Below are 16,766 nucleotides of genomic sequence, written 5' to 3'. Positions count from 1 at the left end.
TCCTTACCCCCTGCAATCATTTTTGCATATTTATTTCATTCTCAAAAGGTCCACGACATATGTATTTTTTATAAAGGGCGGTACGGTCTTACAAATCTTTTCGATATAAGTTAATTACATCTTTTAAAGCTGCAGCTGCAGCGCCTCGTGGATTAGAAGCCCCACCAATTGTAGTAACTTGTCCCATCGTATCTGTAAAGAATGTAATTCCTTTTTCGGTCCCATTTACATTTGCTAACGGATGATCTTTTTCTATTTCGCACGGTTCAACATTTAAATTCACATTGCCACCCTCATCCTTATATATTGATGCTATTAATTTAATAATTTTATGTTGTTTCTTAGCATTTTGTATTTGCTGTTTTGTAACGTGCTCAATTCCTTTTATATGTATATCAGTAAGTGTTTTCTCTGTTTCCATTAAGCTGTTAGTCAAAAGTAACAATTTACACGCACTATCTGAACCACTTATATCTAATATAGGGTTTGTCTCAGCAATCCCTTTATTTTGTGCTTCTTTCAGCGCTTCTTCAAATGTCATATCTTCCTCATACATTTTCGTAAGAATATAATTAGTTGTTCCATTTAATATTCCTTCTATTTTATCAATACTGCAACCAGCTAAACTAAATTGTCCAATATCTAGTGTCGGTAGTGCAGCGGCTGTTGCACCGCTATATCGAATTCGTACATTTGCGCCTCTTGCTGCTTCATTTATTTCTCTCCAGTTTGTAACGAGCGCACCTTTAGAAATTGCTACTATATCCATCTGTTTCTCAATCGCTTGTTTCATATATTGTTTCCCTGGATTTCCATCTTTAAGATTTGTAACTGTTGATTCTACCAATACAGTACCACTTATGCTAGTTGTTGCACGTTCCTTCGGATGATATTCTAAATATTTTTCAATTGCAGCGGTACCGCCACCATACATTAATAAATGATGAAGTGATAAGCCGTCTTCATTATGTATTGCAATATTTCTCCCTAATACGCCGCTTACAATTAATTGAATCCCATATGTTTCATATATATATGAATATTTTTCATTTAATAATTTTATAAACTCTCTGCCTACTGTTCCGTATCCTGATAATACAACTTGAATTTTCATAATATCCCCCCATATTTTTCTACCAAATCCCTCTTTCAATATAATATAAAGCGCTCTCGAATTCCATCGAGAGCGCTTTATTATTACCTATTTCGGTAAACGTGATAGCTTTTCAGCAATTGTTCTATAAAACTCTTGAATGCTAGAAAAACCTAACGAGTCTGAAACACTTAACCCTACCATGTCGAGATGGTCCCAATTCGCTTTCGTTTCGATATGATTCCATTTTCCAACCTGTAATGACTCATTATTATTTACAGCAACATTAGAAGATGGTGCAATCATGGAATTTGTATTTACTACACCATCATTTTGCCACCAAGAAGTATCAACTAGCGGACGGTTTTCTTCATATCTCGCATAAGAACCTAAGAAAAATGCATTTCCCATTAACACTTTATTCATCGTTATATGAGGCAAATGTAAACCTGTTATAGGTGCTGCTTGTGATGCATGTCCACTATAGGATAAATAATACACATCTGGTTGCGTCTTTACCCAATTATTTAACTCCTTTGCACCATCTGTACTTAAATCCCACTGACTTATATCTTTTGTATTTTTCCAAAGTGAACTATTTAGAATACGATTACTATATTGGAAAAAGGACTCTCCAGCATTCTTCTTTATACCCCATTGATCCAATTTAAAATCATATAATGATAAATTATTGTTTCCTCCAAAGCTTGCAGCTGTAATGAGTAAATCTTTAACGAACGGCAGTAGAAGACTCCCATCCGCAAGTGTTGTACCGTTGTGAGGGGTTGCTAATGTTGTAACACTATGAACATATGATTTTCCGCCTTCAAATAGTGGTGATATTTTGGTGTCTGGGTGATTTTTCACATAATTATTTTCTTCAAAACTACCTTCTTTTAATAGCTGTACTAATGTTCTAATCGTTTGTCCACCCATGCTATGTCCAACTAAATGAACTTTATTTGTTTCAGTCCAATTCGGTGCAAAACCACTATAAGTTCTGCCAAAACGATTATGTCCATGTTTCTCAGCATGTACGGCACCATAGTCTACTGTCCCACCGTTAATTTGTGCATACAATTCACATGCACGATCCCAGTTACTAGAAACAGGTCCAACAGCTGCGGTATGTACCATATAACCATTTCTTTTCAAATCTTCCTGTATATCATGAACACCACCCCAATATTTTACGCCCAGCATTTCTTCCCTACCCCATCCAGCAAATCCATTCACCAATATGATAGGATAATTATTTTGTTGCCTTTCTTCAGCGTATGATATTTTCGCTGCGAATGAACATACGGTCACTAATGCGAAAAAACATATTTTTAAAAATAACTTCCCCATACTTTCTCCCCCCTAATAAAACGTTTACATTTTTCTTTTTGAAAAATTAACAGAATAATTTAACAACTTAAACATAATGTAAAGTATTTTATATACGTTGTATATATAGAAAACACATACAAATGTTGATAAATATTAATTCAAGTGAACATTTACTTTTTACAATATAACTTGTAAATCTGTTTATTTGAATTTATAATTAGATATAGTTTCCTCATGTTAAAAAAATTTAAAAACCATAAGAAAACTAATCTCATTGCTTCAAAAAGGAGGAAAAAGCATGCAAATCGGAACAAATATTCATACATTATCTCAACCTACTAAAATAACTCCATCTACTCTTGAGCATAATACTATCTCTTCTACTAAACTTGAAAGTACGAAAGTAAATGATCCTATCAAGTTTGATATTCGTTCATCTGAAAAAGAAATGAAACAGCCTGAGCATAAATTTAATGAATTAGATTTATGGAAGATGTTAAAGGATAAAGGCGTTCCTTTATGGATCATCCTTGAAATGCTACAAAAGGCTCGTAAAGAAAAAGAAGCCCAAAATAATTCAGTTCAAAATTCAAATGGGATTGAGGAAACGAGTGATACTCGATTAAATGAAGTAATGTAATCTTGTTATATGAATGTTTTATAAGACAAGCACCACTCCTCACAAATAGTGGGATAAACTAAAAAGAGTTCAAAGTTGATAGAACCATTATCAACTTTGAACTCTTTTTTAAGATTTGCCTCCAATCGTTACAAACTGAACTGATCCTTCCCCTTTAAAACCTTCAATTAACTTTCTTATTTTTACTTTTTCATTAATCAACGTATTATCTGTCGATATTTTAGGGTTTTCATCACCTAATGACTTTTTCAAGTGTAGAAGTTGCATATTCGTTTCAGTTGCCCTTATTTCTTTATACACACTATTTCTCGCCACAATAATATACCATAGTGCTCCATAGTCACGTTTATTGCCAAGCCAAGCATCATTACCATATGTAACAGGTATCTTGCTTCCTTCTATATCAATACTTTTTATATTCTTTTCTTCTTCATTTATAAATAATAGGGAACTTTCTTTTGGAAAATCCGGCAACGTATCTAACGTTTTAGAAAGGGATGATTGATCACGTTTACGAAAAATCTTTGCATTCATCATCTCTTGTGCAGTAGATTCATTTATTATCAGAACCCTTTTTTGGTCGAATCTACCTGTTTTCACTGCAAAAGCTTCCTGTTCTTTCGTGTTTTCCTTATAACGATTCATAATTGCTCCAGTATGATTCTCATCTCCAATGATTAATACACCGTTAGCTGGAAATCTGTTTTCATTTTTAGAGCATGCACCTACACTTAATAACACTAATATACTTAATATGAAAATAGATAATTGTTTTTTCATCACAGTTCCTTTCATAACTCAAATTGGTTTATACATGCTTTTCTGCAAGCATACTTGCTCATATTCTCTACTGTTCCATCGTTTTATAAAGCTTTTGTAAATAACGCCAACGAGTTATAAAGAAATATAAAACTTGTATACACATAAATGAAATTAAAATGACGATAGAGCTATTTAGAATAGAAAAATCGACTAATTGTTGTAATGCCATATAAGCGACTACAGTATGTATTACTGCAACGACAATCGGTAAGAAAAACATTAATAATAACTGTCTCGTTACGACTTTCTTTAACTCCCGTTTACTTAACCCCATTTTCGAAATCATTTTATACTGCTGTTGATCGCGGTCCAAATCAGTATATAATCGAAAATAAATAAAACTAGCAGCAAATGTGAAGAAAACAATTCCGACTAAAACACTAGCCATAAGTAATAATCCATTCGTTTGTTTTGCACTTAACAACTCTATAGTTAGAGCTCTAAATTCAAAATGTATATCTCTAGGATCTTGATTAAATATATTATTTAATTGGTTTGAAACCTCTTTCGTTTTTATCCAATCATCTACAACAAATCCGTAAGTACGATATTGAATAATATCTTCATTATCTGGACCACTATTCAGTGGAATTCCATCATATACATGATCTTGAATAGCAATATATATTCCTTCCGTATCATGAGGTAAAACTAAATTATCGACAGTTTTTTTCACATGAAATGTCTTTGTCCAATCGCCTTGAATGACTTCAATATTCTTCTTATAATCACCATTTTTAAATTCTTGTTTTTGTGATACCATTCCAGGAATTAATAACATTTCATCTTCTTTTTCAATCGTTTCTTGTTGATACCCTAGCGCTCTCGCAAGTTCGTTATATTCACTTAATTTCATTACATATACATTACTTTCTGTATATATATATGAAGATGAAGCCATTCGATACGGAATATTAGCATCAGCCAGATGGTTTTTTATAATAGAGAGATGTTTATCCACTATTTTGTTGTTTTCAGGAGCCATGTATAGTAATGTATACGGATTCGTCATCCTTACTAAATCTTTATTTCCAAGAGCAGCTGTCGTGCCAATTGCTGTAAAAGCAACTGCTGAAATAATAGATACTATAAAAAACATCGTTGCATTATCCTTCATACGATAAATTAATTCTGAAAATGTTAATATATTCGTTCTCTTTAAAAAGAAATTTTCTCTCCTTTTAGCAAGATGCAATATATACACGCTACACTGTGTATATAAAAAGTACGTTCCAATAATTACTAGAAACACTCCTATTCCGAGCACAATAAAACTATGATTTGGGATAAAGCGAAATACTAAAATATAGCCATACCCTATACTAAATAAAGAAAAAATTGATAATAAAATTGACGATTTTGGTTCAGGTTTTGGCTTTTCCCCTGCTTGAATCAGTTCCACAAGCTCTGTAACTTTTATCATTTTAAATGTTACTAGCGAAACAATTAAAAATAAGAACAGAAATGTAATGACTGTTAATAATACAGCCTGTACTGGTATATAAAAAGGTAATCCATTGCTAATCATTAATACACTGGCGCTTATTAATAAAACTAGTTTAGAAAAAATGAGTCCAATAAGAATACCTATACAAATTGAACCAATTCCAATTAACATATTTTCAATTAACAATAACTTCTTAAGCTGTCTCATTGACATACCTTGCATCATTAAAATGCCAAATTCTTTCTTACGCGTTTTTAAAAATGAACTAACTGAATATAAAATGAAGAAAAATGAAAATACAAATATCAACCCTTGTGAAACTTTAAATCCTAATGTACCAAATGCACTGATTGTTGTACTTGTCGATTTCAACTCCCCTTGTAGATCGGGATGAAATAATAAAAGTGCATACGTAAAGAAAATCATAATTGAAAATGCACTACTTAAAAAATGACCTGCATATGTACGCTTATTACGAAAAATATTATTAAATGCGAACTGACGAAAAGTCATGCCTTTTCCCTCCTAACAAAGAAAGGACATCCATAATCTTTTGATAAAACGCTTGCCTGCTTTCACCGCAATAAATTTCGTTATATAGTTGACCATCTTTAATAAAGATTACTCGGCTGCAAAAACTCGCTGCATACGGATCATGAGTAACTAACATCATCGTAGCTTTTTCTTCTTTATTTAGAGTATCAAGCATCTCCATTACATCATTTGAAGATTTAGAGTCTAAATTCCCTGTAGGTTCATCTGCAAGTAATAATTGCGGCTTATGAACGATTGCGCGAGCGATTGCTGTTCTTTGAGCTTGTCCTCCTGATATTTCAAACGTTCTTTTACTCAATATATCAGTAATGTTTAACTTCTCTGCAATCTCTTCCACTCGTTTATTCATTTCTCGGACGGAAACACCATCTAAAGTCATCGGCAATACGATGTTTTCTTTTACAGTAAGTGTGCTAAGAAGATTAAATGATTGAAATACAAATCCTAATTGTTTTCTGCGGAATAACGCTAATTCTTCTGATGATAATTGAAAAGGATTTGTGCCATTAATAAATATTTCTCCCGATGATGGAGAATCAATAGTAGATACCATATTTAATAACGTTGTTTTCCCACTACCTGACGGGCCCATAATTCCTACAAATTCACCTTCTTGAATTGATAAATCAATATCTACTAATGCTTTATAAGGTACTTTCCCTTTATATACTTTACTAATACTATTTGCCTGCAAAATTTCCATTTATATTCTCCCTTCATTTCCACTGCTCACTATAGAGTGTAAATGAATTGTCTTACAGCTCATATTGATTCATCTTTCATTTATCTTACACGCTTGTAAGATTTCTAAAAAAACTGATAACAAACCTATTTTCAATCTATAAACAAAGTATATCTATCTTATAATATTTGCATATTGGTTTGAATTACAATGCTATTTTCTAATCTTTATTTTATTAATATGAAAAGACCGATTTTTTTATCGGTCTTTTTACTTTCAAATATTATATTTTAACTGTTGTATGTAGTTGAAGCATATTTGAGTTACCTATTAAATACTATTTCACTTTATAATAACCTCTGCAAAAAAATGAGCGCTTCGGTTTCATTGCAATCAAAAACGAATTGTAAATATCTGAGGCGGAAATGAATGTGTTTATCCAACATATAAATAATAAAATTGATTTAATATTTCCTGATACAAAGAATGACATCATGGCAGGAACTACTGATAATACAATAATAGGCAAGCTCATAAAGACCCAAAATCTCGTTTTAGATAAGACTGCATTTGTATTTAACCAAAAAAATCTTTTACTAAATGTTAAGCTAATATCCCCTTTTTTACTTATTACTAAAATGTGTAGACATTCGTGAATGATGAAGACTAAGATACCTATTATGATAAGATAAAATATATTAATATGAGTGAAACCTGTTTCAAAGAAATAAGGTATTAGAAAAATAATTATCTGGAGTATATATACAAACTTCATATAATGTTTTCGGTACCAATTATTCTGTATAAAAGGAGTCCATTCTGAAAAATCCATACTTATTTGTGGCAAGTGACGAAACCAAATTATAATATGTGTTCCCCTCCCTCATTTAAACTAATTCCTGGCTTAAAGATTTAATCTACTAGCACTCAACCGTAAGTTTTATATGTAGCTCTTTAATAGACTTACCAGCAATTTTTGTTGACTAAGACTAAATGCTTCTTTATACCGCCCACTTCTCTTTTCCCTTCCATTTTTCAAGTAATTCATCTGTAGAATGATTTGAGTAAGAAATTTGTATTATCATTGATACATAAATTCGACAAAATCTTCCAACACCCTTTTTCATGAATAATTTTTCAACTGATTATCTCCTGTACAGCTTGATTTCCATATTTTGTTGAAAAGCAATTCCATCAAGAAGTCATTACAATTGTACCTTTCATATGTTAGCAGGTATAAAGTGAAACTTTAATCAGTGGGGGTTTTACTGCCCGGTAATGCGGGATAAAATGAATATAAAAAAGCTTAGAGTTTTAGCTCTAAGCTTTTTTATGATTTCGTTTTAATTCCTTTTACAGAGAAATATTTTTTATCCATTCAGATTTACTCAATACATAATGATTATATATTTGATCTTCTATCTTCTGTTCAATCAAATAAGTAAACCTACATTTTTTAATAACTTTATTTGATGGTACATTGTTAATTAAAGCAATTGCGTTGAGGACATTTAAATTTGTTTCTTTAAACAAATAGTCAATTAAACCTTTAGTCGCTTTTGTAGCATAGCCATGATTTTGATGTTCATTTGAGATAGCATACATTATCTCTCTGTTTGGTGAAGGAAGTTCTTCTTTCATGCCTGTGCAGCACCATCCAATGCATTCATTTGTAGCTTTCTTAAATATTCCTAGCTTTAACATATGATTATCTATGTTGTTCGTAGTTTTCACTGTCTCAAGAAATGCTTGGTTTGCTGGTATTTCGTAATTTGCAATCCAATCCATCCTTTGTTCTTTTGTTGATTTCCAGTCTGGTAAAAACTTTTCTATTTCCGGTTGATTTGCTATTTTATAAATACTCTCTGCATCTTTGACCATAAACTCTTGCAAGTATATATCTCCACAATCTATTCTAAATAACTTAGTCAAACTCTCTTCTCCCATATTAATCCCCCTTACTTACGTTATAGCGCCTTAATCTGCTTCGTAAGTTCTATAAATCGTTCATCAAGTTCTTTATATTCTTTGTCGTTAGAAGTTAAAAAGCTTAATTTTCCTAATACTTCTTGTCTCTCTGTTTCTAACGTTAAACGTAGCTCTTCAATATCATCTCTTGTTTTAGTAGGTTCTTCTAGCTGCTTTTGTATCGTATTGTTTGAAAACACGAGTTTTGTGTTAGTTGTTTTCTCCAGAAAATATCGATCGTGAGATACAATTACTAATGTTCCGTTATACTCAGCTAATGTATTTTCAAGTTGTTCACGTGAAGGTAGATCCAAGTGATTCGTCGGTTCGTCTAAAATGAGTACATCTTTTTCATCTAAAATATAAGCCATTAGCTTACATTTTACTCTTTCTCCCATACTCATATGCTCAATCGGCTCTTTCCATTGAGACGCTTGGAATCCTAAATGTTTCATTAAATTTTGGACTTTTCCTCTTTCTTCAAACGTCTCTTTAAAAAATAAATTTTCTGGTGTTTTATCAAGCGGTAAATCAAAAACTTCTTGTGTTAAATAGCCGATGTTTGCAGATGGTGAAATCCATATTTCTCCTTCAGCAGTTTCGTTTCCCATAATCATCTTCAGTAATGTTGTTTTCCCACTACCGTTTGGTCCAACAATCGCAACTTTCTCACCGTGCTGAATTGTAAAATTAACGTTTTCAAATAATACTTTCCCATGAAAGTCTTTTTTTAATTGCTTCACTTCTAAAAAGCGTTTTCCTACTTTTTTGTTCGCTTGAATAGAAAACTCAACTGAATATTCTTCTTTCACACGTTCTACTTTCGTTTTCTCCAGCTCTTTTTCGAGTCGTTTTCGTTTTGACTTCACTTGTGCATCCATTCGCTTCGCTTTTACACGATAGAATTCTTTCACACCTTCTTGTTTTGTAGACTGCGCATGTGCCTTTTGTGACCGTGAACTCAATTCTTTTATATGTGTTTCTACTTGTTCTATCTTTTTTTGCTGCTTTTCATATTCACGCTGCTGCGACTTCCTTCTTTGCTCACGTACTTTCATGTAGCTCGTATAATTACCACTATGCTCAATTAATTTTTTTTCCTCAATTGACCATATTTTTGTTGCGACAACATCTAAAAAATATCGGTCATGCGATACAACAATAACAGTACCTTTCATCTTTTTTATTTGTTTAATGAGAAATCCCGTACTGATCTCATCTAAATGATTTGTCGGTTCGTCTAATATTAAGACATTAGGATTTTCGGCAAATCCTTTTGCTAATCGAATTTTCAGCTTTTCACCACCACTTAAAGTATGAAAATCGTTCGTTGGCACGCCCCATTTCGCAAGAAGTTCTGCTTCTTGCGAAATCACATCATTACTAATAAAAGATTCTATTTCTTGCTCAACATATGCGGTTTTCATATTCATTTGCTGCCATTCAACAATCCCTTTTGAAGGCTCAATCTTTCCATTTATTAATTGAAGTAACGTTGATTTACCAGCACCATTTTTACCAATTAATCCGATAACATCCCCTTGTTTCACTGCTACATTCATTTTTTCTAACAAAGTATTTTCCATTATTTCAACGTAAACATCATTTAATTTTAAAATTTCTTTCATATTACCGATCCCTTTCATTAAGGGAGAACAAAAAAATCCTCCCAAAGTAATTTTGGCAGGATTAGTCGTTACATTATTTATACCCAAATAAGCTATTACGCAAATCAAATAGCAATACCGTTGTTTGGAATTGGGCAGACTAATCCTAATTTTTATAAATTGAAATTTATTTCATTTCAACATTTAAAAATAAGATTAGTTAATCATCGTCCACCCATCATTCCTTTCCGTCATTAATAACCATATTGTACCATACTAGTACTGTATGAGTAAATGCAATTATTTGTGCTGTTAAAAAGATCGCTTTCTTTTAGGCTTATTTATCATTTCTTAGCTTCATATTGAACAAGCACAAATTACATTGATTGTAATACGTCCTTTAGATTTCCCCAGTAGTAAACTTCTAAGCACTCTCTCTTATATAAATTTTATATAAAAACAAAATGTTATTCGTTACCCAATAACCACTTATTGTTTTTCGATAAATTTTTATTGATTATTCCCTTGTGATAAGCTATTATATCTTTACAGAAAATAATAATGTAAGGATTGAATTTATGGACAGGACATTAAAAATCACAAAGTTAAATATGTTTTTAAGGATTTTTCTCATCCCGATTATAGTAGGGATTATTGTTGGTATACTAACTAAATTGGGGCAAAGTATACTTCCTGGACACTGGAATTCATTAGCTAATCTAGGAAGCGTTTGGTTAGTTCCATCCTTTTTTGTGGCTAGCTTTAGTTATTCTAAGCGTTCAGCTATACTTTCTGGTATCCTTGCACTACTCGGTATGGTATTAGGCTACTATGGTTATGCAATAGTTATTAAAAATGTAGCTCACTCTATTTATTTTATATCTGTATGGATTGTATGTGCATGTATAGGAGGAACTATCTTTGGAATTGCAGGTTTTCTATGGAAAGATACTACAAATCCACTTCATAAATTCGGAAGCGCACTTTTAAGTGGAGTTTTTGTAACGGATGGACTTCACATTCTTTTAAATTTTGAACACTATAGTCACATGTTACCTGTTGGATATACCGAAGTCATAGTCGGGATTATCTTGATTCTTGTATTAGAACGCTCTAATGCTAATCGAATTTCTTCTTTCTTAATGATGGTTCCTATCACTATTTTAGGGTTAATTGGATATAAATTATTAAGTTTGTTTGTTTAATTACAATACTGTATCATGAAAAAATAAAAGACTAATTCTATTATAATCCACAAAAAATATCACGAATTTGAACATTATACTTATTCATATTAATACACTTATTCATAGGATGGATACATAAAGCTACCTCTTTCAAAGGGGTAGCTTTTTTCTTACAAAATCTATTTATCAATTTATTATTAAATCCTTCTAATTTAACACCCGTATTTATTAACGTGTCATTATACATACTAAGATGACCTTTTACTATTTCATATAATTGCTATAAAATAAGGCTAAAAAAACTTATCTCCAAAGTTCTTTAGCCTAGATCAATTATCTACACATTAAAAAATTTAATTCGTACAACGGTACCTTTACCAACTTCTGAATGAATCTCTACACTATGCCCTAATTGTTTTGTAATTTCATATACAAGATATAGCCCCATTCCTGTTGATTCTTTAAAATCTCTACCGTTTTCTCCTGTAAAGAAAGGTTTGAATACTCTTGGTAAATCTTGCTTCGGTATACCTACGCCATTATCAGCAATTTCAAGTATAACGGTATTATCTTCCTTACAAGCTTTCACTTTAATCTTTTCTCTACTACCTGATGAATACTTAATCGCATTCGATAGTATTTGTCCGATTAAAAATTGTAACCATTTCACATCACTTTCTACAGTAATGTCCTTATCAATTTCAAGCTCTGGATATACAAAATTCCGGATAAAGAATCGTTTATGTTCATGTACCGAATCATTCACTATTTTATGTAGTTGTACCCTTTCTACATAAAAGTCTTGTGTAAACGCTTCTAAACGTGCGACATACAGAGCCATTTCTAATCCCTTTTTTAATCGATCAGTTTCCTCATTTATACTTTCAAAACGTGAATCTACTTCATCCTGTGTAATTAATTCTATTACAGATAAAGGTGTTTTCATTTGATGGATCCACTGATTCATAAAGGTTAAATGGTCATTATTTTTTCTCTCTTGCATTTGCAGCTGATTTTGATAATGTCTATATTGCACCTCAAGTAGTTCTTGAAGAGCAGCCGATACAGCTGCAAAATCAGATTTTTGAACAGATTCATCCAAAGATTGCATCGGGTTTGCTAGGCGCTCATAAAAAGAACGATGTGTAAAATAACGAAACACTAAATAACTTCCCATAAAGAAAACACCTAGAAACATTGCATATAACGCCGTTGTAATATGATTATGCCCATCAAACCAATATACGAGAAATATAGCTAGTAGTTGAATTATGGTAAAGCAAATAAGTGGTATATGATCACGTATAAACAACCTTATCATTTTTCTATACCAGTATCCCAAGTAATATGCAATCTATATCCAACACTACGAATCGTTTCAATCGCACCTTCTATATGTAACGTTTGTAACTTTTTACGCACACGTGTTGTATTTACACTTAATGTATTATCATCAACATAAGATTCACTATCCCATAATTTATTAAGTAACACTTCTCTACTCACAACACGCGGATAATTTTTCATTAATGTCTCTAATAAAATAGCTTCGTTTCTCGTTATATCAATCTCGTCATTTCTAAGTTTCAATACAAGTCTTTCAGGATATAAACAAAGACCTTGTTGCTCAACCATTCGCTCTTCTAGTTTCGGTGCATAATCTCCATATGCACGTCTTAAATGACTACGAATTTTCGCTACTACAACTTCATAATGAAAAGGCTTCGGAATAAAATCATCGCCACCATTTTCTAACGCCATAACTTGATCCATCGTGCCTTCACGAGCCGATATAAATAATATCGGACATGTAGAAACACCACGAATTTGACGACACCAAAAGTAACCATCAAAACTCGGTAAATTAATATCTAATAAAACTAACTCTGGTTGTTCATCTAAAAAAATGTCTAATACATTTTGAAAGTCCGATACAATAACTCCTTGATAACCATATTTCGCAACATATGTTGATAATAGTTCTGCAATTTTCATATCGTCTTCTACAATCATAATTTTGACCATTATTGAACTCCTTTTTAATCCACAATCTCAAATATACTTATATAAAATAAATACTACCTCTTTTCACAAAATCCGTAAATTAAAAAAAGGAGGCTTTTATACAAAAGTATCCTTTTTCGTCCCTTATCTATTTAATATGAAATTTACTAAAAGTAAATCCTAGTTTCTCCACATAATCCATTCCTAGTTCCATACGCGCTGTTTTCAGCGGATCCACAACTTGGCAAACTTTTAAATTACCTGCTGCCGATAATAAAAGCGTTGCATCAGTTTTAGACATTGCTAATTCTTCATGTAAAAATGTCACCATATTACGTACAGCACGATTTGCTGCATCATCTAACAATTTCTCTGAAGCAATCGTCATCATTTTTTCTTTTTGAATAGCCATTGGTAATGGCCATTGTTTTCCTTTTATAATTTGAACTGTTACCGTTACCTCACCAGCAACCTCTACACCACTAACACCAATTTCACCATCACCCATTGCTGCGTGTAAATCACCTAATGCTAATAGTGCTCCTGGGACATTAACTGGTAGTAGTAATGTTGTTCCTTCTTTAATTTCTTTACAGTCCATATTCCCGCCGTGATCATGCGGTGTGCCACATGAAATGCTCTCTTCTTTCGGTGCAGTACCAATTACCCCAATCATTGGATTAATCGGGATTTGTAGTTCACTTGAAAACAAAACATATTCATTATGTATTGGGACAATTTTCACTGTATTTTCATTTAACTCATCACCCATTACACCAAGGTTTGCACCTGTAGTTAAAACGCCCTGCTCTGCAATTTCAATTTTTTCAATCGTTACGACTAATATATCGCCAGGTTCTGCTCCTTTAACATATACAGGTCCAGTCGCTGGATTAATTCGGTTCCAATCTAATTCTTGTAACACAACATCTTCAGAATCGATTTGATTTTCAAAGCAATCATATGTTTCAAATACAAGACTGCTCCCAATTTCTACTTCCATACACGGCTTATTTTCTGGTGACATTGAGTAAATGATATGGTCTTTATGAATTCGATACATAATACCTCTCCCTTTTATATTTATCTACTATTACTAATTAGCTTTTTTTATACAAGCTCCTCTTAAAATTAAATGTTATTTTTATGTAAAAAAGCACGCAGATTGTTTTATAACATACACTCTTTACTATAACAGAAAGGTGGTATCACTATGCCCCTTATTCCATACAACGAAAGTGATGTTGATTTACTAGCTCGATTAATTCGTGCTGAAGCTGAAGGCGAAGGTCGCCAAGGTGAGGAGTTAGTTGGATGCGTTGTAGTAAACCGTGTATTTTGTGATTGCTTAGATTTTAAACAACTCCGTACCGTACGAGACGCTGTATATCAAAGCCCCGGCGGATTTGAAGCAGTACAATATGGATATTTTTATCAACGCGCTCGTGAATCAGAAAAAGAAATCGCACGAAAAGTTTTACAAGGTCAATGGCGCTGGCCTGCACGATGGGCTCTTTGGTATTTCCGTCCAGTTGGAGCTTGTCCGCCTGAATGGTATAATCAGCCATTTGTAGGACAGTTTAAAAGCCATTGTTTTTATGAACCAAGTGGTGATGAATGTCCGAAAATGTATTCACGATAGTAAAATTTGCAACGCAAGTACTTAGAAATTTTGGTACTTGCGTTGCTTTTAACTGTGTTTTAGAAATCTAATAGTGTGATGAAATTTTCTATGCCTACTACATGTATTAATAATGGTATACGAGGACCATTTGATTGATTCATAATGAGCTTATATATAATAGTGAATAATTGTTTTTGATTTTCTTTCATTATTTTTTTATTTTCATGATGACAAATCGCATATAATTGCTCCATTAAGTTAGAGTAATCTTTATTAGAACGAAGTATTTTACAAACTTCTACTAGCCATTCTTTCTGCCTTTCATCTAATGTGTAGTAAAACTCTGCATTTTTCTCCTCATTTACCGCGATTAATTTTTCAGATTGAAAGTTTCTTATCCAATACTCTGCGCGATTACTTATCGCTCTCATTTCATCTAATGCATAGCTCCTATCTATTTTCTTTAATATCCCCTGTAAAATAGTTGAATCAAAATTTAATAATGGTAACGTTCCTGCTACTTGATTAAATTTCGGATATTCTTTAATCTCACTATCAACTCTAGAGATTTTAATTGCATCAAATAAATCTTCATTTTTGAGCGTTTTATTTTCAGAACTATCTTTCAATCGCTCATACTCTGTATAATTACGAATCACATCTTCATCCAACCCAATATGAAAAGCAGCGCCTGGTTTGTATTTTGCAAACATAAAGAGAATTACTTCTGGTATATACACTTTCAATAAATTGCTTGGTGTAATACTATTCCCTGAAGAACTAGACATTTTTTCATGATTCCCTTTAATACCAATAAAATCGTAAGCAACGTAATGAGGCGCTTCTCGATTGAATATTTTCCTTGCAATTTCTTTTGATACATTATAACTACCCGTTTCTGATGAATGATCTCTACCGCCCGGTTCAAAAATAACATCCTCTATCATCCATCTCATCGGCCAATCGATTTTCCAGTTTAGTTTCATTTTATTTGTATTTAATACGGATAACTCTTTTTCATTTCCGCATTCACATTCATACCGGACTGTTTTTAATACTTCATCAAAATGTGTAATAGTTGTTGTATCTTTTCCGCATCTCTCACAAAATAATGTAGCTGGATAAAAGCTCTCTCGCTCTTCTTCACTACACTCTCTAGTTTTAAAACCCATTAAAATATCATATATTTCTTTTCGTTTATACAAGGCCTCTAATATATTTTCGTTATACCTTCCGCTTCTATATTCATCATGTTTATAAATAAATTCTACTTCAATTCCAGATGCTTGAAGCGATTTTTCAAACTCTTTTTCAAAATGCTCCGCATACGAGTTATGACATCCATACGGATCTGGAATATCACAGTATGGCATACCAATATACTTTGCAAAAGATGGATCAATATTTTTTGGAACTTTTCTAAACCTATCATAATCATCCCACGAAAATATAAAACGAGTCTTTTTCCCTAAATCTTGAAGTGCTCTTACTACGAAATAAGTCGTTACGATTTCACGAAAGTTCCCAATATGAACAGAACCTGACGGACTAATTCCAGATGCACAAACAAACATTTCTTTATTTGGATGTTTCCTAATTAATTCATGTGCTACTTCATACGCCCAATGCATATATTACTCACCTCAATTATTTTTTGTTTCTCATTTCCAGTTTTATGCAACAAAAAAACTCCCACCCCCAAGATTATTCATCTTGAGGACGAGAGTTGTTAGCTTCGCGGTACCACCTCAGTTTGTTAATATGTCACCATATTAACCTCTTCAGGTACGGCAAAATATGCTTAT

At 32.4% G+C, this 16,766-nt stretch carries 15 protein-coding genes and 1 other annotated feature (1 of these 16 running past the window's edge); of the genes, 3 read left to right on the top strand and 12 right to left on the bottom strand.

The window, feature by feature from the left end; all coding sequences use genetic code 11:
• Positions 1-88: 88 nt before the first annotated feature.
• Together QCI81_RS26670 and QCI81_RS26665 are read right to left on the bottom strand one after the other, a co-directional pair.
• A complete protein-coding gene (locus QCI81_RS26670) occupies positions 89-1,114 on the bottom strand; it encodes a homoserine dehydrogenase (RefSeq protein WP_071730525.1) in 1,026 nt (341 codons plus the stop codon).
• Positions 1,115-1,201: 87 nt separating this feature from the next.
• The gene (locus tag QCI81_RS26665; protein ID WP_071730526.1) at positions 1,202-2,443 is read right to left on the bottom strand and encodes an esterase/lipase family protein; all 1,242 of its coding nucleotides are present in this window, start codon (positions 2,441-2,443) and stop codon (positions 1,202-1,204) included.
• Positions 2,444-2,723: 280 nt separating this feature from the next.
• On the opposite strand from QCI81_RS26665, the gene QCI81_RS26660 reads away from it, so the two are divergent.
• Positions 2,724-3,065 carry a DUF3914 domain-containing protein gene (locus QCI81_RS26660; protein WP_071730528.1) on the top strand — a complete coding sequence of 114 codons (342 nt, stop codon included), beginning with the start codon at positions 2,724-2,726 and terminating at the stop codon, positions 3,063-3,065.
• 108 nt (positions 3,066-3,173) lie between these two features.
• Here the strand turns inward: QCI81_RS26660 and QCI81_RS26655 are convergent, their stop codons facing one another.
• From QCI81_RS26655 to abc-f, 6 genes are all read right to left on the bottom strand, one after another.
• Entirely contained in the window at positions 3,174-3,845 is a 672-nt protein-coding gene (locus QCI81_RS26655; RefSeq protein WP_071730530.1) for a lipoprotein BA_5634 family protein, read from the bottom strand.
• Positions 3,846-3,912: 67 nt separating this feature from the next.
• Complete coding sequence (locus QCI81_RS26650) at positions 3,913-5,847, bottom strand: ABC transporter permease (RefSeq protein WP_071730532.1); 1,935 nt, start codon at positions 5,845-5,847, stop codon at positions 3,913-3,915.
• Positions 5,822-6,592, bottom strand: coding sequence for an ABC transporter ATP-binding protein (locus tag QCI81_RS26645; protein WP_053564410.1), 771 nt, complete (start codon positions 6,590-6,592; stop codon positions 5,822-5,824). The genes QCI81_RS26650 and QCI81_RS26645 overlap by 26 nt, the downstream gene beginning before the upstream one ends.
• Positions 6,593-6,908: 316 nt before the next feature.
• Positions 6,909-7,403 (bottom strand): DUF3267 domain-containing protein, encoded by a 495-nt coding sequence (locus QCI81_RS26640; RefSeq protein ID WP_071730602.1) that lies wholly within the window; start codon positions 7,401-7,403, stop codon positions 6,909-6,911.
• 521 nt (positions 7,404-7,924) lie between these two features.
• The gene (locus QCI81_RS26635) at positions 7,925-8,518 is read right to left on the bottom strand and encodes a GNAT family N-acetyltransferase (protein WP_071730533.1); all 594 of its coding nucleotides are present in this window, start codon (positions 8,516-8,518) and stop codon (positions 7,925-7,927) included.
• 20 nt (positions 8,519-8,538) lie between these two features.
• The gene (gene abc-f / locus QCI81_RS26630) at positions 8,539-10,167 is read right to left on the bottom strand and encodes a ribosomal protection-like ABC-F family protein (RefSeq protein WP_353810928.1); all 1,629 of its coding nucleotides are present in this window, start codon (positions 10,165-10,167) and stop codon (positions 8,539-8,541) included.
• Between the two features lie 557 nt (positions 10,168-10,724).
• Between abc-f and QCI81_RS26625 the strand changes: the two genes are divergently transcribed.
• Positions 10,725-11,351, top strand: coding sequence for a DUF6518 family protein (locus tag QCI81_RS26625; protein WP_000376270.1), 627 nt, complete (start codon positions 10,725-10,727; stop codon positions 11,349-11,351).
• Between the two features lie 319 nt (positions 11,352-11,670).
• Here the strand turns inward: QCI81_RS26625 and QCI81_RS26620 are convergent, their stop codons facing one another.
• The 3 genes from QCI81_RS26620 to QCI81_RS26610 all read right to left on the bottom strand — a co-directional run bounded on the left by QCI81_RS26620 (position 11,671) and on the right by QCI81_RS26610 (position 14,400).
• Positions 11,671-12,654, bottom strand: a complete 984-nt coding sequence (locus tag QCI81_RS26620) for a sensor histidine kinase (RefSeq protein ID WP_053564412.1) — start codon at positions 12,652-12,654, stop codon at positions 11,671-11,673.
• Entirely contained in the window at positions 12,651-13,358 is a 708-nt protein-coding gene (locus QCI81_RS26615; protein WP_071730537.1) for a response regulator transcription factor, read from the bottom strand. The genes QCI81_RS26620 and QCI81_RS26615 overlap by 4 nt, the downstream gene beginning before the upstream one ends.
• Before the next feature lie 127 nt (positions 13,359-13,485).
• Positions 13,486-14,400 (bottom strand): acetamidase/formamidase family protein, encoded by a 915-nt coding sequence (locus QCI81_RS26610; RefSeq protein ID WP_071730539.1) that lies wholly within the window; start codon positions 14,398-14,400, stop codon positions 13,486-13,488.
• Between the two features lie 150 nt (positions 14,401-14,550).
• On the opposite strand from QCI81_RS26610, the gene QCI81_RS26605 reads away from it, so the two are divergent.
• Positions 14,551-14,979 carry a cell wall hydrolase gene (locus tag QCI81_RS26605; RefSeq protein ID WP_001128402.1) on the top strand — a complete coding sequence of 143 codons (429 nt, stop codon included), beginning with the start codon at positions 14,551-14,553 and terminating at the stop codon, positions 14,977-14,979.
• 59 nt (positions 14,980-15,038) lie between these two features.
• Here the strand turns inward: QCI81_RS26605 and lysS are convergent, their stop codons facing one another.
• Positions 15,039-16,592, bottom strand: coding sequence for a lysine--tRNA ligase (gene lysS, locus QCI81_RS26600; protein ID WP_071730540.1), 1,554 nt, complete (start codon positions 16,590-16,592; stop codon positions 15,039-15,041).
• Positions 16,593-16,673: 81 nt separating this feature from the next.
• Positions 16,674-16,766: a binding site (T-box leader), on the bottom strand; it runs 164 nt beyond the window's last position.

The organism is Bacillus cereus group sp. MG20 (genome assembly GCF_040459885.1).
Taxonomy (GTDB): domain Bacteria; phylum Bacillota; class Bacilli; order Bacillales; family Bacillaceae_G; genus Bacillus_A; species Bacillus_A cereus.
This window is presented reverse-complemented; position numbering and strand designations above follow the sequence as displayed.